The following is a 22,002-nucleotide window of genomic DNA, read 5'->3' as shown; positions in this document are numbered from 1 at the left end:
TCGAATAAGGGTGAGTCAGCCCCGTGGTGGGGCTGTCGCGGCATCAACGTTTATATCAACCCTGATAAGAAGGGTTGTTACTGTTACCCAGCAGTGACTCCAGCTGTTGGCGCAGGGCCTCCCGCTGCTCTGGGGGCACGGCATCCAATGCCTGCTGAAGTTCATCGCTCTCCAGCCCGGCCTGGGTTAGCCCCTGTAAAGATTGCTTTGCAGCTTCAGCAAAACCAGCCTGGGCATGAGCTAAACACGCAGCGACGGCCGGGGCGAAGGCTTGCGCTTCAGGGCTATCACGCTCTGACAGTACTATCGGCACACCGGTGTCAGAGCCACTGGACAGCGCCAGCGATAAGGGAATTTGCGCCACGGACTCCACATCGGCTGCCGCCAGAGCTTCCGCCAGGTGAGAACGCGGAAATACATGAAAATGGCCGCTACAGTGGGGGCAGGTTACGCCCGCCATATTTTCCACCACGCCAATCAATGGCATGCCACGCTCCTGGCAAAAACGCACGGCCTTCAGGCTGTCCATTAACGCCACTTCCTGCGGTGTAGTGGCCAACAATGCTGCCACATCGTGGCCTTCGAGCATGTCTGCCAGAGTAATCAACTCATTGCCGGTTCCTGGCGGCATATCAATCACCAGGAAATCCAGCGGGCCCCAATCAAATGACCCGATCAGGTGGTGCATAAAGTCGTGTTTGTACGCGTCGCGCCAGACAATGGGCGTGTCGTCGCGCTCCATCATGAACGCCAGGGAACCTATCTTCACCGGGTGTTCCAGGCCAAACAACTCAAAATCTTTCGGTGGCAGGCCGTGTTTGCTCAAACGCACCCGCTGACCCACAAAGCCAAAAAAACGACTCTGATTAGGGCCGTGAATATCGGCATCCGCCACCCCTACCCGGTAACCCTGAGCCGCCAGACCCGCCGCTACGTTGGCCGATACCGTGCTTTTACCAACCCCACCCTTGTTGGCCAATACCATAATGATCTGGCCTATCTGCGCCAGCCGCGATTCAATCAGCCGTTTTTCGTGCTGACCTTTGTCCAACCGGCACTGCTCTTCCTCAGGGCAGAACTGGCATGCGTGGCCACGCCCACAGTCCTCCGGCACCAAAGCCAGAGGGTCACGAGGAGGGAAATGGGAAACCGACATAACCGAGTCCTTACTTCACGGTATCACTGTCAAGACTTGTGTCCAGCAGGATCCAGGTGTGGGTCACGCGTTTGTTGCCATCGCGTTCGTTATCACTACCCTGCCACACGGCAAAGCCCATGGGCACAGTGTCGCGATCAAGATTCACATCGTACTCGCCGTCAGATTCAAACGGCCGAGACATCACTACGTGCCATTCCCGGTCCGCAGGAACCTCGTCGGTAAAATAGGCGCTGGCGCCTGACACCTTCTGTTGTGGCAAGGAGGTAGTGCTGCCATAACCGCCGGCCGCCAGGTTATCCACCTGCTCCTTGTCGGCGCGCCAATACCAGATGTTCACCGGGTTATCGGGGCCCGAGCCCATCATGTACGAGGTGTCCGTATCGTTCATGGCAAATTGCACTGCTACGCCGTCGCGAAACGTATCTACCGTGGTACCGCGGTCTTCACTGGCGTCTTTCCAGCGCAGTCTCAGGTAAAAGCGTTCGCTGGAACGAGCTACCTGAAAATACAGATGCTTGCCGCGGGTCGCACCGTCTTCAAATCGCAAACTAACAGACTGATGCACCGGCGGGGCAGGCAACAAGTTAGTGCGGTACATGGGCAGACGATCCCAGATCAGATCGTCGGGGTCGTTTTGGGTGCGCAGGTAAATGGTGTCAGGAATACGCGACACTTTTACCGTATCCCAGGCTTTGAGTTCGGTGACGTTAGGATTCATTTCATCGTCGTCGGCAAACGTGTTCATGCTTGCCATAGACAGCGCTGCCAGTGTGACTACACCGGTCAGGTGTTTAAAAAAACGGCCGTTTACAAAATATCGCGGTGTCATAGCATGGTTCCTCGGCTATTCAGTGGCGCTCAGTTCCACATGGACTGGTTGGCAGACTCGGGTGCGGATTTTTTTGCACCTGGCTGCGGGCTTGATCCCACATAACGCTCCAGCGCTAGCTGCTGGAAACGGGCCCAGCCTGGCAGCACATCCACAAGGTGCGCCAGATTCAGATCCAGACCGTGGTGACTCTCTTTGGCATAGCCCGCGCGAATGGCTTTCAGCAACGGTGCCAGATAGCGCGCCAGAAAATCCCTGTGGGCACGGCGATAAGGTGCCGCATCGCGGTTGTGTTCCAGAGCTTGAGCCTCGAAGTGGCACAGCAGGGCACAGAATTCCAGCATGGCCAGCAGATGATCCGGCTCATCCTTGTGGCCTTCGTCTTCCACCGCAGCCGTCAGACCAAAGTGGGTGTAGAACGCCTGTACATTCAGCATGTAAGTGCCGGGCGTCTGTCCGCCCACCAGGCTGTCATAGGCGCTGGCCACCAATGGTACCCGGGGTTTACCCCGTTTGCCGTGAATAAAGGTGGCCATGTAGCCCACTTCCAGATCATGCAGGCTGGCACTGACATCAAACATCGGCCAGGGCTCGCCTCCCAGTGTTTGCCAGGCGCCGTTGAGAGCCTCCTGCAGGTGCCCGTCGGCCAGAGCCTGCCAGGTTTCTTCCAGCGGATATCCCAGCGTCACCGCCGCCAGGCGGTAAGTGGCGCCCCGGGCCTTAGCGCATTCGAGCTCGCGTTGCCGGGCAGAGGGCGCAGTGGATAGTGTCATATCGTGCCTCCCGGCCTCAGCTCAGCTTGAACATTTCAGAGTGTTTGAAGCCGATCAGGATGTCCATCAGCTCGCTGTCTTTACCCTCGGCCTTGGCCTGGCGGGCCTCGGCCAGAGTGTCCAGAACCTCACCCACGCGGGGGCCGAACAGACTTTCCAGGTACGACAGTGGTATGCGGGACTCGTCCAGCTGCTCACCATTTTCGCCAAATTTAGGCGGTGACGTGGGCGGTACATAGAACACGTTGGGCTGGGTACCCCATTCCGCGTGCAGCGGTAGTGCCACTTTGTATTTTTCGACCAACTGGTGAATTGGCCCTTCTTCGTCATCGCGGTAGCCAATCCAGCGGATACGTCCAACACACTGTTGGGCGCAGGCGGTAGGCAGGCCCTTCTCGATCCGCGGGTAGCAGAAAATACACTTCTCGGATTTTGAAATCTGCTCGTTAAAGTAAATTTTCTTGTACGGACAGGCGTTTACGCAGTAGCGATAGCCACGGCAGCGTTCCTGATCCACCAGCACAATACCGTCTTCTTGGCGCTTGTAGATGGCGTTACGGGTACAGGCTGCCAGGCACGCCGGGTTGGCGCAGTGGTTGCACAAACGTGGAAGATAAAAGTAGTAGCTGTTGGGGTAGTCGCCCTCGCCTTCGTCTTCGTCCCAGTTGGCGCCCCAGGTGGGCTTCACATTGGGGCGCAGCCAGGGGTCGGTACCGGTCATCAACGCTTCTTCGTAGTTGTACTCCCAGGGAATGCCGTAGTCTTCCTGGCTGGGCTGACGCCCCAGGCGCAGAGCGCCGTCGGCGTCAAAGCCTCCACCCATATTCTCATAATCCCGCGGATAGCCTTTGCCGGGTTGGCTTTCTACGTTGTTCCAATACATGAACTCGCGACCGTTGCGGTTAGTCCACATCAGTTTGCAGGCTGCGGTGCAAGTCTGGCAGCCGATGCATTTGTTCAGATCCAGGACCATGCTGAGTTGGCGTTTAACAGTCATGACAATTTCCTCTTAAACGGCTCGTGGGTCGTTGATGTCTTCAGGCTTAGCCAGCTCGACGTCGTAGCAGCTTTCATGAATATGCTGGTTGGCGTTCCATTTGGCGTAGATGAACTGCAGGTGCCCCCAGCCGCCCACCAGTTCCAGCGGCTGCAGGAATATGGCGTTGGATACGTTCATGTTTCGACGCTGAATGTACTGATGTGGCTCCCAGCCGTGCTCCATCATGATCGAATTCACCGGTATGCTCGGGTAAAACTTGGCCTGGGCGAAAAAATCACCGTTGGCGTTGAACATCCGTACCCGGTCACCGTCCTTGATGCCACGCTGCTCGGCCAGCTGCGGGTTGATGTAGATGTTGGGTTCACCACGCTGCAGTCGCAGCAAATATTTGTTGCTGCGCCAGTTGGAGTGGATACCCCAGCGGGCGTGCGGTGAATAAAATTCCAGCGGATAGTTGGACGCCTCAGGCCCGGCGTGCAGGCGCGCCGTGGGCACCATGGACTTCAGCTTCTCAAACCGGGGATGATCACAGTAAAACGTGATACGACCGGTCAGGGTTTCATAAGGCTTCTTGCCATCGGTTTGCGCGGTGAACGGGTTATAAGGCTCATCCGGCTTCAGCGGCTGGTTCAGACCCGCATGCTCGTTCATTACAATGAAACCTTTTTCGGCGGCTTCTTCCAGGCTTACGCCACCAAATTCGGGCGACTCTTCGATGATGTGCTTGAGCACATCGTAATCGGTATTCAGCGTGCCCTGGCGGGTGAAATCGTCGTGAATGGTGTGCAGATCACGAGTCACGTCGCCATCAGGAATAGGTCCGACGCCGCGGGCAATGGCACGTTCCTGAATCTTTTTGGTCAACAGCGCCATGATGTCCCAGTCGGGCTTGGATTCACCCACTGGTTCCACCGAGCGGGTAAATACGTTGGCAAAGCGGTGGTAACCCTGCGTACGTATATCCCAGGCTTCGTAATGACTGGCCGCGGGCAGAATGTAGTCAGCCCACTCAGCGGTGGAGTCCATACGCACGTTCACGTTCACGTACAACTCACTGGCCTGGCGCAGGTGTTCATCGCGATACTTGTGGCTCATCTTGTTGCGGCGGAAAGTGTTATCCGCAATCGAAATCATGCCTTTGATTTCGCCGTAGTACGGCATCCAGCCTTCATCCATAGACTCCTGCATCATCTCTTCCATCTCATCGAGATCGAAGCCGACGCGCTTTTTGAGCTTGGCGTTATCAAAGTGATTGCGGGCGCCTTCCATCATACCGCCGCGCAGGAATTCACCCAGACCACCGGCTTCATAGCGGGCTGATTTTTTGCCTTCAAAGGTGGCCAACTCGGACCAGCGCGGGTGATTCCACACCACCCAGGAGGTATCCATGCCACCGGTGCGGCCACCATGGCCGGTTAACGCCAGCGCCAGCGCATAACCCCAGCCGGTGTAAAGGCAGTTGGAATAACTGGAGGTGATGTAGCCCAGCATGATGATGGCTTTATTGGCCGCCGCCAGGTGGCGTACTTCCTGGCGCACAATGTCCGGGTGGATATTGGTTTCTTTCTGGGTTTTTTCCGGAGTGTATTTAGCCGCTTCTTTTTTGACCTGCTCAAACACGGTAGTCACGGAAATACCGTCTACCTTGAAGGTGCCTTCAATAGCCGGATCCACATCGCCCAGCTTCAGAGTTTTGTCGTCATCGCCCATCGAGCCCTTGGCTCTTACCGCTTTGTTGGTGTTCAGATCCCAGTGATAGAACACCTCGTCGGAACCGACGTCCACCAGATCCGCTTCACGCAGCAGTTTGCCGTTGTCGGTGCGTACCAGCATGGGCAAGTCGGTCTGTTCCTTCATGAACGCCGGCTTGAACAGCTTCTCTTCGATGATCACGTTCACAAACGACATGGCCAGGAACGGATCGGAACCCTGGGTGATGGGCATCCACAGGTCGGTGTGAATGGCGCTGGGGTTGTAGTCCGGTGCAGTGCTGGTGATGCGCGCGCCGTTGTATTTGGCTTCCCAGATGTAGTGGGCGTCCGGGATACGAGTGGCGTTGGGGTTGATCATGCCGAGCATGATGTAGTCAGCGTCAAACCAAGCGTCGGAGGTGAAACTTTCCAGAGGGTTACCGTACGCCAGATGGGCGCCGGTGTTCAGATCGCCCACCACGGTAAAGCCGTCGAGCTGGATACCGCCGACCAGAGAGGCAAAGCGGTTGGGCCCTGACTGGCGCACCATGGTCTGGTTGCCGGAACCCTGATGGGTTTTCAGCTTACCGGGGCCATACTTGACAAAAATGTCGATGATTTTGTCGGCAACCTCTTCGGTGGCCTGATCCCAGGAGATACGCTGCCACTTGCCTTCACCGCGCTCGCCGGCACGCTTGAGCGGATAGCGCAGGCGGTCAGCTTCGTACATGGACGTGGAGTGAATAGCGCCTTTCTGACACCCACGGGGGTTGGCGTCGGGTATGTTTGTATGTATCTGAGGGTATTTGGCAATCTGTTCTTCGCGGATGACAATGCCGTCTTTAACGTACACGTTCCAGGCGCAGTTACCCATGCAGTTGATGCAGTGTGCCGCGTGACCAACGCTGTCCCAGGCCCACTCGTTGCGGTACAGGTCTTCCCAGTCACGGTAGGGGTATTCTGTGGCCAGGGTGTCTGCGATCGGCTGTAGCCGGTTCAGTGCCCAAACATTGCCACTGAGCATCACACCGGTGCCAGTTGCGCCCAAACCTTTGAGGAAATCGCGGCGCTTCAGCTTCCACATTCCCATGACTTTCTCCTCATCGACAATCGCCTGATATCGCCGGTTGAAGCCGGCAACGGCTGACATATGACCTGTTAGTCACGCTCGAAATAACCGAGTTGTCCGATGGGAATAATTATTATATGCGAGTCAAATTTATAAACTAACCCACCGCCTTCTTCACCGGTCAACGGTCATAAAACTAGCATAGATTTAAAATGTGTAGATGCCGTAAAATACCTATTGCCACGGATCGCTAGCTTAATCTTGATACACGTCAATATTTGTCTCCATCACTTTTATTTCCTTCTTGCAAAGAAGCACTTCCTGGCCATTACTTTTATACTGTTAAAAGCTCTGCACGTTCAGCCAACTATGGAGATAGAAATGAAAGCAATAAATATAAAGCAGGTATTGATTGCGGTTATTTTGGGCGGTATTGCACTGCCCGCCATGGCCGCTGATGCAGCTTCCGGCGCGGAGAAAATCGCGACCTGTGCCGCCTGCCACGGCATCGATGGCCAGTCCAGCGCCCCTATTTACCCCAACCTTGCCGGCCAGCCATCAGCGTATCTTGAACTGGCACTCAAAGCCTACCGCGCTGGCGAGCGTGAGGGTGGAATGTCTGCGGTTATGACACCGCAGGCCACAAACCTGACCGATGAAGATATTGCAGATATATCTGTTTATTACAGTGGGCAGTAAAAAATTGGTTTTTAAAAAAGTGTTTTTAGATCATTAAAAACAGCAATGCCGGATTATGACAACGCGTTATAACCCGGCATAATAATTATTACCAGACTTATTTTTATAACAGCTTATTCCGTTAAACAGACCCTTCGCGAAACGCGCAGGGTTGTTTGGACATGGTATGAATCAATCCTTTCGTATCTGAGTGCGATTGTTATACTGCAAGCTTCAACCCCTGACGCAAATACCACGGATCAATGCCTGAACAAACGACTTTCCCATACTGCCCCTGCGGCAGCCAGCGCCGCTACTCGGAATGCTGCCAGCGCTACCATGCCGGCGAAAAAGCCCCCACGCCCGAAGCGCTGATGCGTTCGCGTTTCACTGCGTTTGTGCTGAAAATCGAGGACTACCTGCGCGCCAGTTGGCATACGAGCACACAGCCAACAGTACTTGATCTGGACAATTCTCCCGACTGGACTTCGCTGCGCATTCTCGACAGCAGTGAACAGGGAGACAACGGCCAGGTACACTTTCAGGCCATCTACCGGCTCAATCCGGGCTGGGGCTACCTGCAGGAACACTCACAATTTGTACGGGAAAACCGGCGCTGGTATTACCTGGAAGGCCAACCCCACGAAGGCGTTCTAAAGCCCGGACGCAATGAACCCTGCCCCTGTGGCAGCGGCAGGAAATTCAAGGCGTGTTGCTTGTAGGGAGACTGTGGCCAGCAATTGGTGACCCCGTGCAAGCCGATGACTCAGAACGGATACTGTCTCCGTGACCTCTGCACACTCACCCACTGTACGGTGGAAAACTCTTCAATAGCCCAGTCGCCATTAAAACGGCCTAACCCCGAGTTTTTCTCGCCGCCAAACGGCATATGCGCTTCATCATTCATCGGCATATCGTTAACGTGAGTCATGCCGGCCCTGATCTTGCTGGCAAATCTCCGCCCTCTGTCCAGATCTCCAGAGAATACGGCACTGGAGAGGCCAAATTCCGTACCATTGGCCAGTTCCAGGGCGTGCTGTTCATCCCGGGCTTTCTGAATACCCACAAGCGGGCCGAAGATTTCACCGCGGCTGAGTTCCATATCGGGCGTAACGTCACCAAAAACGTGTGGTGGCACCGTCTGCCCAGGCTACCTGAGCTTGCGCAGCTTTCTGGTAAGTCGCATCGAGATCAGAGGAGGTAGCTGACCGGATCGAGAGCAATGTCTCTCCCGAATAGGGGTTCGTGACAGAGCGGGATTCCTCACCGCTGCCTTCTCGCCATTCCCCTGCCAGCAGTTGCAGATGAAGATTCTGATAGCACTCAGACATGAGCTCGACCTCGCTGTTTATTCCGAACGTTTGATGCCAGTGTATCTATTTATCAGAAGCGTGCGACTGAACTAGTGGTATCTACTGTGGGTGAGCGTTCACTTACCGATACAGAAGGAGCCAAAGATCTTCCCCAACAGCTCATCCGGTGTAATCTGCCCTGTGATTTCTCCCAGCGCATCCTGAGCCGTCCGTAAATCCTCAGCCAGCAGTTCGCCAGCGCCATAGCCTTCCAGCTGAGTCTGGCCTTGCAGCAGGTATTCCCGGGCGCGCTCCAGCGCATCCAGGTGCCGGCGACGAGCCAGAAAGCCACCTTCGGTGGTACTGGCAAAACCCATACATTGCTTCAGGTGATCCCGCAGCACATCCAGCCCTTCTGTGTATTTCGCGGCAAGGCGTATTACGGGTGTATGGTCTGTGGATAACTCTGAGAGGCCCACAGTTTCTCCGCTCAGGTCGACCTTGTTACGGATCACTGTAACCGGTGCTGAAGCCGGCAACTGATCTATAAAATCCGGCCAGATTTCGTGGGGCGTGGTCTTATCTGTGGTGGTGGCATCCACCATAAGGAGAATGCGGTCGGCCTGGCGGATTTCATCCCACGCACGGGCAATGCCGATCTGTTCCACTTCGTCCGGGCTGTCACGCAGACCTGCAGTATCAATGATATGCAGGGGCATACCATCAATGTGAATATGTTCCCTCAGTACATCCCGGGTAGTGCCTTCAATAGCAGTCACTATCGCTGCTTCACGGCCTGCCAGTGCATTGAGGAGGCTGGATTTACCCGCATTTGGGCGGCCGGCAATCACCACCTTCATCCCATCGCGCAAAATCGTGCCCTGTTGGGCCTCGCCTAATATACCCTCAAGCTGTTCCAACAAGATCTGCAAATCCGTAGCGACTTTTCCATCGGCCAGGAAGTCGATTTCCTCTTCCGGAAAATCAATGGCGGCTTCCACATAAATCCGCAAGTGAGTGACCGCATCCACCAGGGTTTCGATGCGTCGTGAAAACACACCTTGCATGGATCGCACGGCGCAACGAGCTGCCTGCTCCGAACTGCTTTCAATCAGATCCGCAATGGCTTCCGCCTGAGCCAGATCCAGTTTGTCGTTAAGAAATGCCCGTTCAGAGAACTCTCCAGGGCGCGCCAATCGGCTCCCAAGGCGGCAGACTTCCCGCAACAGCAAGTCCAGAATGACGGTGCCACCATGACCCTGCAACTCGAATACGTCTTCGCCTGTAAAGGAATGGGGGTTCGGGAAGAACAGACCAATTCCTTCATCAATAAGCTCACCTTTCTGATCGAGAAACGCTCCGTAATGCGCGTATCGGGGCTTTGGCGTATACCCCAACATTTCAGAAGCAATGACCTTTGCCAGTGGGCCAGATACCCGCACGATGCCCACACCGGCCTGGCCTGGCGCCGTGGCTATCGCCGCTATGGTGTCGGGAGTATGGAGTGCCTGGAGAGTTCCGGGGCTCTGGTTCATGACAAATGCCTCTTACACAGGAGTTTCGTGTGTTCCTGAAACAGTAAAGGCCCCGTTACGGAGCCTTTACTGAACGATCAACTTGCCACTGTATCAGTGCTTCTTGGCGGCCATTTCCAGCTCGATCTTGCGGGTAATGTACCACTGCTGACTGATCGACAGAATGTTGTTCACCAGCCAGTAAAGTACCAGACCAGCAGGGAACCAGAGGAAGAAGATCGTGAATACGATAGGCATCAGCTTCATGATCTTGGCTTGCATCGGGTCCGGCGGAGTCGGGTTCAGGTGCATCTGCAACATCATGCTGGCACCCATCAGGATCGGCAAAATGAAGTAAGGGTCCATTACCGACAGGTCGTGAATCCACAGCATGAAGGGCGCATGGCGCAGTTGCACACTCTCGAACAGTACCCAGTACAAGGAAATAAACACCGGCATCTGAACCAGAATAGGCAGACACCCGCCCAGCGGATTGATCTTTTCCTTCTTGTACAGTGCCATCATTTCCTGGGACATACGCTGACGATCATCACCATAAAGCTCTTTCAGTCTGGTGAGCTGCGGAGCAACCGCACGCATACGGCCCATGGAACGGTAGCTGGTGGCGGAAAGTTTGAAAAACGCGCCTTTAACCAGCACCGTCAGCAAGATAATGGAAACGCCCCAGTTGCCTACCAGGCCGTGAAACCATTCCAGAATGACGAACAACGGCAGTGAGATAAAGAACAGCCAGCCAAAATCCACGGTGCGATCAAGGTTCGGCGCAGCCGCTTCAAGACGATCGATAATTTTCGGCCCTACATAGGCACGAGCGCCTATCTCTGTGGTGTCGCCAGGTGCTACCTCTGTTGCCGGATAAACAAAACCCATGACATATAACGGGCCACGGCGAGTGGTCTGGAACTGTGCCGGCTGGTCCCGTTCGGGGATCCAGGCGACAAGGAAGTAGTGCTGCAGAAACGCCATCCAGCCGTTGGTTACCGTCTGATTGATACGTTTTTCTTCCAGATCATCAAATTTAAACTTTTCATAAGGATCTTCCGGTGAGCTGATTACCAGGCCAAGGAAGGCTTTGATACCCATACTGGGCCCGGAGGTAGGATCCGGTGCCTGATCGCGAACAATTTTGCCGGTAAAATTGGCCTGCCAGTTTTCGCTGGACTGGTTATCAATCAGATAACGAACGCTGATTTCATAGCTATCACGCACAAACTGGTAGCGCTTGGTGATGCGCACACCGTTGTCCATAGTGTGTGTGAGGTTAACGGTGAGCTCATTCTCGCCTTCAGATAGCTCATAGCTCTTGGCATCACTGCTGTAGACCGGAGCTTTACCATTTTTTGCACTGTCGGGTCCGTTCTGTCCGATAAGTCCACTTTCCAATACATAAAAACGGTTTTCTGTATTGTTCAAAAGCTTCAGTGGCTCATTGCTGTTCAAGGTCTTGTCATAAGAAAGCAGAGAGCTTCTGACGAGATTGCCGCTTACACGATCAATAACAAGATCGAGCACATCCGTGCGAACTGTTATGTATTGATCACTTACGCTGACATCAGTGTTGGCAGCGCTGGAGACTGACTGGCCACCTTCCGGTGTCGCAAACTCCTCATCCGCAGGGTTTGCGGTGGAGGTTTCCTGCGATGATTCACCCGGGAGCACCATGGAATCTGAACCGGCAGAACTGTTGTCTGCTTTGATGCGAGAAGATTCTGCTACCTGCTCAGTCGCCACTGGCTGGTGATAGTCATCATTCCAGGCAAGCACCATCAGATAACTGACAATAGCCAGGCCGGCAAATAATACGATGCGTTGAATATCCATAGAGTTACTGTCTGGTCTGGGTTGTTATTGAGGAGTGGTCAGCCTGCGAACAGCAATCGATCGCTTCTTCTTGCCCGGATTTCAGGGTGCCTGGTACTGGATCATAACCACCTTCTGCCCATGGATGGCATCTCAGTAAGCGTTTTGCAGAAAGATACAGGCCTTTCAGTGCACCGTGATGAGTAATGGCTTCCACAGCGTATTGTGAGCAGGTGGGATAATGGCGGCAGTGGCTGGCCATCAGAGGGCTGATGGCGTATTGGTAGAAGCGGATAGGCAGAAGCAGCAAGTTACGCATTAACCTGTTCCCTCACCGGCAGATGGTGATACTGCCGGTTGAGATGGGGGGAGCTGATGATACTTTTTCGCTAGCCGATGCCAGAGGCCGTTCAAAGACATGCGAACGGCTTGATTATCCATAGCTGCTAGCCCTTGGCGTCCCAGAACAATGATATCCATTCCAGGTAGCTCAGGCTGATGCCGGAATGTCTCCCGCACCTGGCGCTTTATCCGGTTCCGCTGTACTGAAAGTTTCAGGTTCTTTTTGGCAAAAACAAGACCGATCCTGGCATGTCCGAGGTTATTTGGAGTCGCCAGGATCAGAAAATTTCTGTGCGGAACCTTCAACTGTACGTCGTTGAAGACTTTTCCGTAATCAGCAGGTCGTAAAAGACGATGCGATTTCGGGAAATTCAAAGCCTTCATAAGGCGAACGACAGATTACGCGGACAGACGTGCACGGCCTTTGGCACGACGACGGGAAATTACCTTGCGGCCGTTGGCAGTTGCCATACGGGCACGGAAACCGTGAACGCGCTTACGCTTCAGGACGCTTGGTTGAAACGTTCTTTTCATGGTGACTATCTCACAATTCGTGTGTTGGACATTCGGGAGTTGGCTGAAAAATTAATAACCAAAACAGGAGCGGCATTCTATGCAAATTCTGTCGCGGGTTCAACGTTTATTGGTACGCGCTTGTGCCGATGCGGAATAGCGCTCTTCGGGAGGTTGCGAAAGAGCACAGGAATTTCAGGGTTGTCTGTCGGGTAACAGTATTTATAGGTTTCTTTAAAATTCTTTAAGAGATTTATTATTACTGTTATTACGCAGGCATTTTTCTGTGGAAAAGCCATTTAATATGTTTTAAATCAGAATATTGGAGTATTAACAAAGCTGAGTAAAAGTACGCCTGGGCTCTGTGTGTAAGCGCAGGACGGATTGTGGATAAGTATGGGTTTCGGGAATGCGCTCGGTTATCCACGACACTTCCCAAGGTTGTACACAGGGCTGGCGACCGGTTGTACACACAGGCGTGTGGGTAAGTTTACTGCAAAGAAATTTCTGTACACAAGGTTGTATATAAGTCTGTAATAATATGATTAATAAAGTTATTAATTTCCACAGCCTGTTTATGATGACGTCTTTACTCTTTCACTGGGGGAGCCGGCGGGTTAGAATCCTTGGTCATCTTTCGGAATCGGACGCCCCTTGTCCGGTTTGAGAAATCTATGGGTTATCGGGAGCGGACTGTCGTGCCGAACAGTATGTGGCATCAATGTCTTGAAGTACTCCGGGACGAGTTTCCCGCGCAACAGTTCAATACCTGGCTGCGGCCCCTTCAGTCTGATCATCGTGAAGGGCAATTGATGCTGTTTGCGCCCAATCGTTTTGTTATGGACTGGGTGAACGAAAAGTACCTCCGGCGTATAGAAGAAGTTCTCAAGGATCTGAACGGTGGCCAGGCTCCGAGAGTCGGAATGAAAGTCGGATCCGCTCCCCGGGAGAGTGAACCGGTGGTGCGTTCAGAGCTGGTTCAGCAGGATTCTGCCAGGCGGGTTCAGGAAGAATCGGGTGGCAGGGTTACTGAAGAAGAAAGAGGTATTGCGGCAACCTCAGGCGGCAACCGCCAGGCACAACTGAACGAGTACAGATCAAACGGTGGGCGTCGGCCGGTTCAGGTAGAAGGCGATATCAAACACCAGAGCTTTCTCAATGAAGGGTTTACCTTTGAGACCTTTGTAGAGGGCAAGTCGAACCAGCTTGCCCGCGCAGCCTCCATGCAGGTAGCGGAAAACCCCGGTGGTGCATACAACCCTCTGTTTTTATATGGGGGTGTAGGTTTGGGTAAAACCCACCTGATGCACGCGATCGGAAATGACATTGTGCGACGCAATCCCAACGCAAAGGTGGCTTACCTGCGGTCTGAGCGGTTTGTTGCTGATATGGTGAAGGCGTTGCAACTGAATGCCATCAATGAATTCAAGCGGTATTACCGGTCGGTCGATGCCTTGCTGATTGATGACATCCAGTTTTTTGCCCGTAAAGAGCGCTCCCAGGAAGAGTTCTTTCATACCTTTAATGCGCTGCTTGAAGGCGGGCAGCAGGTGATCGTAACCTGTGACCGGTTTCCGAAAGAAATTGTGGATATGGAGGAGCGTCTCAAATCCCGTTTCGGCTGGGGTCTGACCGTTATGGTTGAGCCGCCTGAGCTGGAAACGCGGGTGGCAATCCTTATGAAGAAAGCCGACCAGGTTAACGTTAAACTCAGTAGCGAAGCGGCTTTTTTTATTGCCCAGAAAATCCGGTCTAATGTAAGAGAGTTAGAAGGGGCGCTTCGCCTGGTGATAGCGAATGCTCACTTCACTGGCTCTGAAATTACGCCACCGTTTATCCGGGAAAGCCTGAAAGATCTGCTTGCCTTGCATGAAAAACAGGTGAGCATTGATAACATTCAGCGCACAGTGGCTGAGTACTACAAGATCAAGGTTGCGGACCTGCATTCCAAGAGACGAACCCGTGTGGTTACCCGGCCCCGGCAAGTGGCTATGTCGCTCTCGAAGGAACTGACCAATCACAGCCTCCCTGAAATCGGAGATGCGTTTGGGGGTCGTGACCATACAACGGTTTTACATGCGTGCAAGAAGATCGTGGAGCTCAAGGAAACTGACCCGGGCATTCGCGAAGACTATCAGAACTTTATGAGGTTGCTGACCACCTGAAACCGGTTGTTTCGCGAGACTTTGTGAGGCGACACAACATTCATCCTTCCAACAACAGAAAGCTGAGTGACATGAAACTGACGATCAGCCGTGAATCCCTGCTCACACCGTTGCAAAGCATTGCCGGTGTTGTTGAAAAAAAGCAGACCATGCCAGTGCTGTCTAACGTACTGCTGGTGGCCGAAGACAATACATTGGTCCTGACTGGGACAAATATGGAAGTTGAGCTGGTGGGACGGGTTACACCTGTTCACGTCGACCAGCCCGGACGGATCACCGTTCCGGCTCGAAAGCTTTCTGATATCTGCCGGGCGCTGGGGGATGAAGCCCCGATAGAATTGGTTCTTGAAGGCGATCGTCTTCACGTGCGATGCGGGGCAAGCCATTTCACGCTTTCCACGTTGCCAGCAGAGCACTTCCCGAATGTGGAAGATGAGCCCGAGAGCTTCCGCCTTGAACTGCCGCAGAAAGAGTTGCGGCGCATGTTCGACGCCACCGCCTTTGCGATGGCTCAACAGGATGTCCGTTACTATTTGAACGGGCTCTTGCTGGAAGTGGACAAGGATCATGTCCGTACTGTGGCAACAGACGGCCACCGGCTGGCTATGGCGCACGTTGAGCTGGATACAGGTTGCGCCGAACCACGCCAGGTCATTGTGCCCCGTAAAGGTGTTCTGGAACTTTCACGTTTGCTGGACGATGTGGAAACACCGGTCACGTTGGTTATCGGCGACAACCATCTGCGGGCAACGGTTGGCTCCTACACGTTTACCTCCAAACTCATTGAAGGCAAGTTCCCGGACTACAACCGTGTGATTCCCCGTGGTGGTGACAAGATCGTTCTGGCAGACCGCGCCACTCTGAAGAACACGCTTCAGCGGGCAGGCATTCTTTCCCACGAAAACATTCGTGGCGTTCGCCTGAATCTGGCGACAAATGAGCTTCAGGTATTTGCCAACAACCCGGATCAGGAACAGGCCGAAGATGCACTCCCGGTCGACTATCAGGGCGAATCCCTGCAGATCGGTTTTAATGTAGGCTACCTGGTGGATGTAATGAACGCGCTGGAAGAGGATCAGGTGAAGATAACCCTCTCCAATCCAAACAGCAGCGCACTGATTGAATCTCAAATTGATAACCGCTGCCTCTATGTGGTTATGCCGATGAGGCTCTAGGATAATATGATGGGCACCGTAACGAACGGAATCAAAGGCGCTTTCAGAATCGGACAAACACTTTCTGTTTTGGGCCGGACGGGTGCCAAGTGGGTCGGGGGTGATCGGCCCCCTGCTCCACGTTTGCTGCGCCAGACGTTTGAATCCCTGGGCGCAACCTACATCAAGCTGGGACAATTCATCGCCAGCTCCCCGACCTTCTTCCCGAAAGAGTACGTTGAAGAGTTTCAGTACTGTCTGGATCGGACTCCCAACCTCCCGTTTGGCGTAATCAAACGGATTATCAGTGAGGAGCTGGATCGGCCGATCGACGAGGTGTTCGCCGAGATAGATCCGGTTGCCCTGGCTTCCGCTTCTATTGCACAGGTGCACGCCGCGCGGCTGGTTACCGGTGAAGATGTCGTAATCAAGGTGCAAAAGCCTGGCGTTGAAAATATTTTGCTGACGGATCTGAACTTCCTGTACCTCTCGGCACGAATTCTCGAAACCCTGGCGCCAAAGCTTTCCTGGACGTCGCTGTCCGGTATCGTGGAAGAAATCCAGCGCACCATGATGGAAGAATGTGATTTCATCAAGGAAGCGAATAACCTCAAGGTGTTCCGTAATTTCCTTCACAACACGCACAACGAAGATGCGACGGTGCCTTCGGTTTACGAGCATTGCAGCACCCGACGGATACTGACCATGGAACGGTTTTACGGTGTGCCTTTAACCGATCTGGAAAGTATCCGGGGTTACGCCAAAGATCCGGAGCGGACGCTGATTACCGCAATGAACACCTGGTTTGCCAGCCTTACCCAGTGCGAATTTTTTCATGCTGATGTGCACGCCGGTAACCTGATGGTTTTAAAAGACGGCCGAGTGGGCTTTATTGATTTTGGTATTGTTGGGCGAATTCGCCCGGATACCTGGCAGGCTGTCAGCGATTTTATTTCATCGGTGATGGTGGGCAACTTTGACGGCATGGCTAAGGCGATGATCCGCATTGGCATTACCAACCATACTGTCAAGGCAGAAGATTTGGCAGCGGACTTGCGTAAGCTTTACCAGCAGATGGATAAGATGGTTCCGGACCATGAGCCGTATCAGGCCGATCAGGCGGAAGACGATGTGAACAGCATTCTGATGGACATGGTGAAGGTGGGTGAAAGCCATGGCCTGCACTTCCCGCGGGAGTTTGCTTTGTTACTGAAGCAATTCCTGTATTTTGACCGCTACGTACATATCCTGGCTCCGGAAATGGACGTGTTCATGGATGAGCGCCTGAATATGCTTCACTGAGGCGGTCGCCTTCAGCGGTATGGTTTTGTACACTAAGGCAGCATTTCACGAAGCAGCGAGATGCTGCTTTTTTCGTGGATAATCCTCCACTCTTCTTGCTGCCGCGACGAGCTGTCCCTTCTATGGCGCTGGTAAAACTTCATACCGAGTTTTTTCGCAACCTGTCACCAGATGAACCTGCGTCCTTCTCATCGTCGTTCAATTTTCTTTATGGTGCCAACGGGAGCGGTAAAACAAGTGTGCTTGAGGCCATTGGTTACCTTGGCCTTGGGCGATCTTTCCGGATCAATCGTCATCAAGCTGTTGTTCAGCACGGGCAACAACGATTCACTGTATTTGGTGGCCTCGATCATGGCTTTGATAAAGAGCGCAATGCGCAGTCCGCAGGAACACTCGCTCACCGGTTAGGTATTTCCCGGGACGTCGCGCAGAAGGAAACCACGCTTCGGGTAGACGGTGAAGGTGTGAGGAGCCTGTCTTCTCTTGCCAAGCATTTGCCGGTTTCGGTCATTGATCCTGGCGTATTTGATATTGTCGCCGGAGGGCCAGGTAAACGTCGGCAATTTCTCGATTGGGCAGTGTTCCACGTGGAACCTTCTTTCGCATCAAGCTGGCAACAGTGTCAGAGAGTCACATCACAGCGGAATCAAACGCTGAGAAATGGTAGACTGGACGAATCCATGTTGCGCATCTGGGATACGCAGTATGCGGCGCTGAGCGAAAGAATAAGTGGAGCCCGGAGAATCGCCTTTGATCAATTCAAAAGCGCGTTCGACAGTCTGGTTCAGGAAGTTGGTATGAATTGGACAAAGGGGCTAAAGCTTGAGTTTTATCCCGGGTGGGATACCAGTCAGTCGCTGGTAGAGGTACTTGTTCGGCACAGGGAGCAGGAAGCTCGCATGGGGCACACGCTCTATGGGCCGAACCGGGCAGACATCCGGATCAGATTTCAGGGACGACCGGTGGCGGAAACCTTTTCTCGCGGCCAACAAAAAACCCTCGTTATTCTGATGAAGATTGCCCAGAGCATAGTGTTGAATAATCTCGGAAAGCAGGTCAGCTTTTTGGTTGATGATATCAACGCCGAACTGGATGAGAGCCACAGAACAATGCTGGCTCGGAAATTACAGGAATTGCGTTGTCAGGTGTTTATTACCTCCATTGAACATCCCGATCCGGAGACATTGTGGCAGGGTAACCAGGTACCTGATTACCGAATGTTCCACGTGGAACATGGCAAATTGAAGGAAGAATGAAACCGGCATACCAAATCCTTAACCCGCGGATTAGCGGCTTTAGGGAGGGCGCCGGCCCTTACGGCTTCAGGAGTTTCTAATGAGTGAATCGAGCTACAATTCCACCAGTATCAAAGTCCTGAAAGGGCTGGATGCGGTAAGAAAACGACCAGGGATGTACATTGGCGATACGGATGACGGTACTGGCCTGCATCACATGGTGTTCGAACTGGTGGATAACTCCATCGATGAAGCTCTGGCAGGTCACTGCTCCGAAATCGGAATTATCATTCATCCTGACGAATCCGTGAGCGTTCAGGATAACGGCCGTGGCATTCCTGTAGATATCCACGAGGGAGAGGGTATATCTGCCGCCGAGGTTATAATGACGGTGCTCCATGCCGGGGGTAAATTTGATGATAACTCCTATAAGGTTTCCGGCGGTCTCCACGGTGTAGGCGTATCGGTTGTAAATGCGTTGTCATCAACACTGACTCTGACCATCCGCCGGGATGGCAAAGTGTATGAGCAGGTTTATACGCACGGTGTGCCTAATGCGCCTTTGGCTCCGGTAGGCGACACCGAAGCCTCCGGCACCCGGGTTCATTTTATCCCTTCGCCAGAAACCTTTACCCACATCGAATTTCATTACGACATCCTTGCCAAGCGCATAAGAGAATTGGCGTTTCTGAACAGCGGTGTGCGTATTCGCCTGACAGACGAGCGCAGTGGTAAAGAAGAAATTTTTCAGTACGACGGCGGCTTGCGGGCGTTTGTTGAGCATCTTAACGCTAACAAAACGCCCATCAACCGGGTTTTCCACTTCACCCGGGAGCGCGAAGACGGCATCGTGGTGGAAGTTTCCATGCAGTGGAACGATGCCTTCCAGGAAAATATCTATTGCTTCACCAACAACATTCCCCAGCGCGATGGGGGCACGCACCTGGCAGGCTTCCGTGCTGCTCTTACCCGCTCATTGAATAACTACATTGAACTGGAAGGCCTGGGTAAGAAATCCAAGGTAAGCACGTCCGGTGACGATGCCCGCGAAGGCTTGACGGCGATCATCAGCGTTAAAGTGCCCGACCCCAAGTTTTCTTCACAGACCAAAGACAAACTGGTGTCTTCGGAAGTGAAAACAGCGGTTGAGCAGGAGCTCTATCAGAGCTTCGCCGAGTATCTGCAGGAACAGCCCAACGAAGCCCGGCTAATTGTTAATAAAATGATTGAAGCTGCCCGGGCTCGCGAAGCTGCTCGTAAAGCCCGGGATATGACCCGACGCAAAGGTGCTCTGGATATTGCCGGCTTGCCAGGCAAGCTGGCTGATTGCCAGGAGAAAGACCCCGCCCTTTCCGAACTGTTCATAGTGGAGGGTGACTCGGCCGGCGGCAGTGCCAAACAGGGCCGAGACCGCAAAACCCAGGCTATTCTGCCTTTGAAGGGTAAGATCCTGAACGTAGAGAAGGCACGCTTCGACAAGATGCTGTCCTCCGCGGAAGTTGGCACTCTGATCACCGCTCTGGGTTGTGGTATCGGCCGGGAAGAGTTCAACGCGGACAAGCTTCGGTATCATTCCATCATTATCATGACGGACGCCGACGTGGACGGTTCCCACATTCGTACCCTGCTGTTGACCTTCCTGTTCCGTCAGATGCGCGAAATCATTGAGCGTGGCCATGTATTCATTGCAATGCCGCCGCTCTACAAGGTCAAGCGTGGCAAGCAGGAGCAGTACCTGAAGGATGAGAAGGCAAAAGAAGCCTACCTTACTCAGACTTCGCTGGAAGGCGCTCAGCTGTATGTGAATCCGGAAGCACCCGCTATCAAGGACTCCGCACTGGAGACCATGGTAAAGGACTATCAGGCCGTGATGGCAATGATCGTACGCCTGTCCCGTGCGTACCCGGCAAAAGTGCTGGAGCAGATGCTACACAACGATACTCTGAAGCCCGAGCACCTGAAGGATGAGCAAACCGTTGCTGCCTGGGCAAGTCGTTTGGGCGACGGCCTGGATGTGGATACCCGCACCGGAACAAAGTACACCTTCTCCGTTACGAAGGATTCCGAGCGTGGCCTTTATCTGCCTAAGGTCACCATCTACGTCCACGGTATTCCCCATGAGTACGTGTTTAGTCATGATTTCTTTGATTCACCGTCCTATGGTGCCATAGCGCGGCTTGGTGAAACCCTTAACGGGCTGGTCGAAGAAGGTGCCTACATTCAGCGAGGTGAGCGTCAACAAGCGATACTGTCGTTTGAAGGAGCGCTGGCGTGGTTGATGAAGGAGGCCCAGCGAGGTCTGAATATTCAGCGTTACAAAGGTTTGGGTGAGATGAACCCGGACCAGCTGTGGGAAACAACCATGGATCCTGAAACGCGTCGAATGATGAAAGTGAAGATCGATGACGCCATTGCGGCAGACCAGATCTTTACGACTCTGATGGGTGACGACGTAGAGCCGCGTCGTAACTTTATCCAGACCCATGCGTTGGAAGTGCACAACCTGGATATCTGATAACTTTTGAGCAGTAACAAAAAACGGCCAGAGCATCACCACTCTGGCCGTTTTTTTATACTCGGAAAACCCCGGTAAATTATTGAAATATTGCGTTATTTGCCAGAATCGGAGCCTGAAGACCGGGCCTTCTCCTTCTCCGCCAAGTGTGGCGACATCACCTCTTCCAGGGTATAACCTGTCAGGCGGCGTATGGTTCTCCACAGGTAGTAGAAGATAAGCATCATCATTACCATGGAAGGGATGGCGATCATCGGGTAACTCACCAGGGTCATTCTGCCAAGCTCTTCGTTAAAGGCCTGAGTGCCAGAGGGGCTGACCACAATCCAGCGGGCGAGAACGTAGTTCATGATGGATGAGAACAGAAAGGTGCCAGCGAAAAAGTAGCTGGCCTTCAACAAGCGCGCCTCAAACTGCTCTACACAATTCTTTTCCTCCAATGCCCCGTGGATCTTTTTCACATCAAGCACGTTCGGGTTATAAAGCAGCGTACGCACCAAGGGGTATTTTGTGCGGGTGGACACAAGCACGGCCAGGCCGATAATTGCGGGAATAGCGGCTTCTTTTACGGCTAGCCAACCGGCATCCAATTCCAGCAAACCAATGCCACCCGTCAGCCCGACACTCACCAGACCCAGCAACGCGATAAAATTCTTCTTGTGGTAGCGGACCAGCTCGAAAAGCCCCCAACCCAAGGGGAACGCAAGCCCGAGAATCAGGGCGTTAACGCTGCCAAGATGCTGTTCGCCGCTGAATTTCATCAGAATAACGGAGGGAATGATAATGCTGACCAGCAGATCAACCCAAGGCCTGGGTTTATGGTCGGGTGCGGATGTGGCGGTGTTCGGTGAGGTCATAATTCTGCCTGGTTGGTGAAACAACTGAAGGCAGTATACGACGAACGCCATAAAAAAACCGAACCCTGAGGTTCGGCTTTTATACGAGCAGGT

The 22,002-nt window shown here is 53.4% G+C and carries 19 protein-coding genes and 1 pseudogene; 7 read left to right on the top strand and 13 right to left on the bottom strand.

Features of this window, described 5'->3' with window-relative positions; translation table 11 throughout:
* Positions 1-55: 55 nt before the first annotated feature.
* From ACN0V1_RS03155 to clrA, 5 genes are read right to left on the bottom strand one after another with little or no spacing between them, the layout of a single operon-like run.
* Positions 56-1,156, bottom strand: a complete 1,101-nt coding sequence (locus ACN0V1_RS03155; protein WP_417543578.1) for a P-loop NTPase — start codon at positions 1,154-1,156, stop codon at positions 56-58.
* 10 nt (positions 1,157-1,166) lie between these two features.
* Positions 1,167-1,988 carry an ethylbenzene dehydrogenase-related protein gene (locus tag ACN0V1_RS03150; protein ID WP_417543577.1) on the bottom strand — a complete coding sequence of 274 codons (822 nt, stop codon included), beginning with the start codon at positions 1,986-1,988 and terminating at the stop codon, positions 1,167-1,169.
* 29 nt (positions 1,989-2,017) lie between these two features.
* Positions 2,018-2,761 carry a molecular chaperone TorD family protein gene (locus tag ACN0V1_RS03145; RefSeq protein ID WP_417543576.1) on the bottom strand — a complete coding sequence of 248 codons (744 nt, stop codon included), beginning with the start codon at positions 2,759-2,761 and terminating at the stop codon, positions 2,018-2,020.
* A gap of 16 nt (positions 2,762-2,777) precedes the next feature.
* A complete protein-coding gene (gene clrB / locus ACN0V1_RS03140; RefSeq protein WP_417543575.1) occupies positions 2,778-3,758 on the bottom strand; it encodes a chlorate reductase subunit beta in 981 nt (326 codons plus the stop codon).
* Between the two features lie 12 nt (positions 3,759-3,770).
* The gene (gene clrA, locus ACN0V1_RS03135) at positions 3,771-6,542 is read right to left on the bottom strand and encodes a chlorate reductase subunit alpha (protein WP_417543574.1); all 2,772 of its coding nucleotides are present in this window, start codon (positions 6,540-6,542) and stop codon (positions 3,771-3,773) included.
* A gap of 360 nt (positions 6,543-6,902) precedes the next feature.
* On the opposite strand from clrA, the gene ACN0V1_RS03130 reads away from it, so the two are divergent.
* The gene (locus ACN0V1_RS03130) at positions 6,903-7,220 is read left to right on the top strand and encodes a c-type cytochrome (RefSeq protein WP_417543573.1); all 318 of its coding nucleotides are present in this window, start codon (positions 6,903-6,905) and stop codon (positions 7,218-7,220) included.
* A 242-nt stretch (positions 7,221-7,462) separates the two neighbouring features.
* Positions 7,463-7,921 carry a YchJ family protein gene (locus ACN0V1_RS03125; protein WP_417543572.1) on the top strand — a complete coding sequence of 153 codons (459 nt, stop codon included), beginning with the start codon at positions 7,463-7,465 and terminating at the stop codon, positions 7,919-7,921.
* A gap of 44 nt (positions 7,922-7,965) precedes the next feature.
* On the opposite strand, the pseudogene ACN0V1_RS03120 reads toward ACN0V1_RS03125, so the two are convergent.
* From ACN0V1_RS03120 to rpmH, 7 genes and pseudogenes are all read right to left on the bottom strand, one after another.
* Positions 7,966-8,346: pseudogene (locus ACN0V1_RS03120) on the bottom strand (aldehyde dehydrogenase family protein); the annotation flags it as partial.
* Positions 8,315-8,530 (bottom strand): aldehyde dehydrogenase family protein, encoded by a 216-nt coding sequence (locus tag ACN0V1_RS03115; RefSeq protein WP_417543571.1) that lies wholly within the window; start codon positions 8,528-8,530, stop codon positions 8,315-8,317. The gene ACN0V1_RS03115 and the pseudogene ACN0V1_RS03120, both read right to left, overlap by 32 nt.
* A 98-nt stretch (positions 8,531-8,628) precedes the next feature.
* Complete coding sequence (gene mnmE, locus ACN0V1_RS03110; protein ID WP_417543570.1) at positions 8,629-10,026, bottom strand: tRNA uridine-5-carboxymethylaminomethyl(34) synthesis GTPase MnmE; 1,398 nt, start codon at positions 10,024-10,026, stop codon at positions 8,629-8,631.
* Between the two features lie 93 nt (positions 10,027-10,119).
* Complete coding sequence (gene yidC, locus ACN0V1_RS03105; protein ID WP_417543569.1) at positions 10,120-11,847, bottom strand: membrane protein insertase YidC; 1,728 nt, start codon at positions 11,845-11,847, stop codon at positions 10,120-10,122.
* Positions 11,848-11,851: 4 nt separating this feature from the next.
* The gene (yidD, locus tag ACN0V1_RS03100) at positions 11,852-12,145 is read right to left on the bottom strand and encodes a membrane protein insertion efficiency factor YidD (RefSeq protein WP_417543568.1); all 294 of its coding nucleotides are present in this window, start codon (positions 12,143-12,145) and stop codon (positions 11,852-11,854) included.
* A complete protein-coding gene (gene rnpA, locus ACN0V1_RS03095) occupies positions 12,145-12,552 on the bottom strand; it encodes a ribonuclease P protein component (RefSeq protein ID WP_417543567.1) in 408 nt (135 codons plus the stop codon). The genes yidD and rnpA overlap by 1 nt, the downstream gene beginning before the upstream one ends.
* Before the next feature lie 15 nt (positions 12,553-12,567).
* On the bottom strand, positions 12,568-12,702 hold the full coding sequence (gene rpmH, locus ACN0V1_RS03090) for a 50S ribosomal protein L34 (protein ID WP_008172542.1): 135 nt from the start codon (positions 12,700-12,702) through the stop codon (positions 12,568-12,570).
* Positions 12,703-13,379: 677 nt separating this feature from the next.
* Between rpmH and dnaA the strand changes: the two genes are divergently transcribed.
* The 5 genes from dnaA (at position 13,380) to gyrB (ending at position 21,052) form a co-directional block, all read left to right on the top strand.
* Entirely contained in the window at positions 13,380-14,846 is a 1,467-nt protein-coding gene (gene dnaA / locus ACN0V1_RS03085; RefSeq protein WP_291947976.1) for a chromosomal replication initiator protein DnaA, read from the top strand.
* 71 nt (positions 14,847-14,917) lie between these two features.
* Entirely contained in the window at positions 14,918-16,021 is a 1,104-nt protein-coding gene (gene dnaN / locus ACN0V1_RS03080; protein ID WP_417543566.1) for a DNA polymerase III subunit beta, read from the top strand.
* A 9-nt stretch (positions 16,022-16,030) separates the two neighbouring features.
* Complete coding sequence (locus ACN0V1_RS03075) at positions 16,031-17,302, top strand: ABC1 kinase family protein (RefSeq protein WP_417543565.1); 1,272 nt, start codon at positions 16,031-16,033, stop codon at positions 17,300-17,302.
* A gap of 122 nt (positions 17,303-17,424) precedes the next feature.
* A complete protein-coding gene (gene recF, locus ACN0V1_RS03070) occupies positions 17,425-18,558 on the top strand; it encodes a DNA replication/repair protein RecF (RefSeq protein WP_417543564.1) in 1,134 nt (377 codons plus the stop codon).
* Between the two features lie 79 nt (positions 18,559-18,637).
* On the top strand, positions 18,638-21,052 hold the full coding sequence (gyrB, locus tag ACN0V1_RS03065; RefSeq protein WP_417543563.1) for a DNA topoisomerase (ATP-hydrolyzing) subunit B: 2,415 nt from the start codon (positions 18,638-18,640) through the stop codon (positions 21,050-21,052).
* 95 nt (positions 21,053-21,147) lie between these two features.
* Here the strand turns inward: gyrB and ACN0V1_RS03060 are convergent, their stop codons facing one another.
* On the bottom strand, positions 21,148-21,909 hold the full coding sequence (locus ACN0V1_RS03060; protein WP_417543562.1) for a VC0807 family protein: 762 nt from the start codon (positions 21,907-21,909) through the stop codon (positions 21,148-21,150).
* Positions 21,910-22,002 lie beyond the last annotated feature (93 nt).

Origin of the sequence: Marinobacter sp., assembly GCF_048266785.1 — a bacterium.
Lineage (GTDB): Bacteria > Pseudomonadota > Gammaproteobacteria > Pseudomonadales > Oleiphilaceae > Marinobacter.
The sequence above is the reverse complement of the archived record's forward strand: the minus strand, read 5'-3'. Positions and strand labels throughout refer to the sequence as shown.

Excerpts from the sequence above, each read along its gene's own strand:
- ACN0V1_RS03155 (WP_417543578.1), bottom strand. The coding sequence starts at position 1,156 with ATGTCGGTTTCCCATTTCCCTCCTCGTGACCCTCTGGCTTTGGTGCCG.
- ACN0V1_RS03150 (WP_417543577.1), bottom strand. The coding sequence starts at position 1,988 with ATGACACCGCGATATTTTGTAAACGGCCGTTTTTTTAAACACCTGACC.
- ACN0V1_RS03145 (WP_417543576.1), bottom strand. The coding sequence starts at position 2,761 with ATGACACTATCCACTGCGCCCTCTGCCCGGCAACGCGAGCTCGAATGC.
- clrB (WP_417543575.1), bottom strand. The coding sequence starts at position 3,758 with ATGACTGTTAAACGCCAACTCAGCATGGTCCTGGATCTGAACAAATGC.
- clrA (WP_417543574.1), bottom strand. The coding sequence starts at position 6,542 with ATGGGAATGTGGAAGCTGAAGCGCCGCGATTTCCTCAAAGGTTTGGGC.
- ACN0V1_RS03130 (WP_417543573.1), top strand. The coding sequence starts at position 6,903 with ATGAAAGCAATAAATATAAAGCAGGTATTGATTGCGGTTATTTTGGGC.
- ACN0V1_RS03125 (WP_417543572.1), top strand. The coding sequence starts at position 7,463 with ATGCCTGAACAAACGACTTTCCCATACTGCCCCTGCGGCAGCCAGCGC.
- ACN0V1_RS03115 (WP_417543571.1), bottom strand. The coding sequence starts at position 8,530 with ATGTCTGAGTGCTATCAGAATCTTCATCTGCAACTGCTGGCAGGGGAA.
- mnmE (WP_417543570.1), bottom strand. The coding sequence starts at position 10,026 with ATGAACCAGAGCCCCGGAACTCTCCAGGCACTCCATACTCCCGACACC.
- yidC (WP_417543569.1), bottom strand. The coding sequence starts at position 11,847 with ATGGATATTCAACGCATCGTATTATTTGCCGGCCTGGCTATTGTCAGT.
- yidD (WP_417543568.1), bottom strand. The coding sequence starts at position 12,145 with ATGCGTAACTTGCTGCTTCTGCCTATCCGCTTCTACCAATACGCCATC.
- rnpA (WP_417543567.1), bottom strand. The coding sequence starts at position 12,552 with ATGAAGGCTTTGAATTTCCCGAAATCGCATCGTCTTTTACGACCTGCT.
- rpmH (WP_008172542.1), bottom strand. The coding sequence starts at position 12,702 with ATGAAAAGAACGTTTCAACCAAGCGTCCTGAAGCGTAAGCGCGTTCAC.
- dnaN (WP_417543566.1), top strand. The coding sequence starts at position 14,918 with ATGAAACTGACGATCAGCCGTGAATCCCTGCTCACACCGTTGCAAAGC.
- ACN0V1_RS03075 (WP_417543565.1), top strand. The coding sequence starts at position 16,031 with ATGGGCACCGTAACGAACGGAATCAAAGGCGCTTTCAGAATCGGACAA.
- recF (WP_417543564.1), top strand. The coding sequence starts at position 17,425 with ATGGCGCTGGTAAAACTTCATACCGAGTTTTTTCGCAACCTGTCACCA.
- gyrB (WP_417543563.1), top strand. The coding sequence starts at position 18,638 with ATGAGTGAATCGAGCTACAATTCCACCAGTATCAAAGTCCTGAAAGGG.
- ACN0V1_RS03060 (WP_417543562.1), bottom strand. The coding sequence starts at position 21,909 with ATGACCTCACCGAACACCGCCACATCCGCACCCGACCATAAACCCAGG.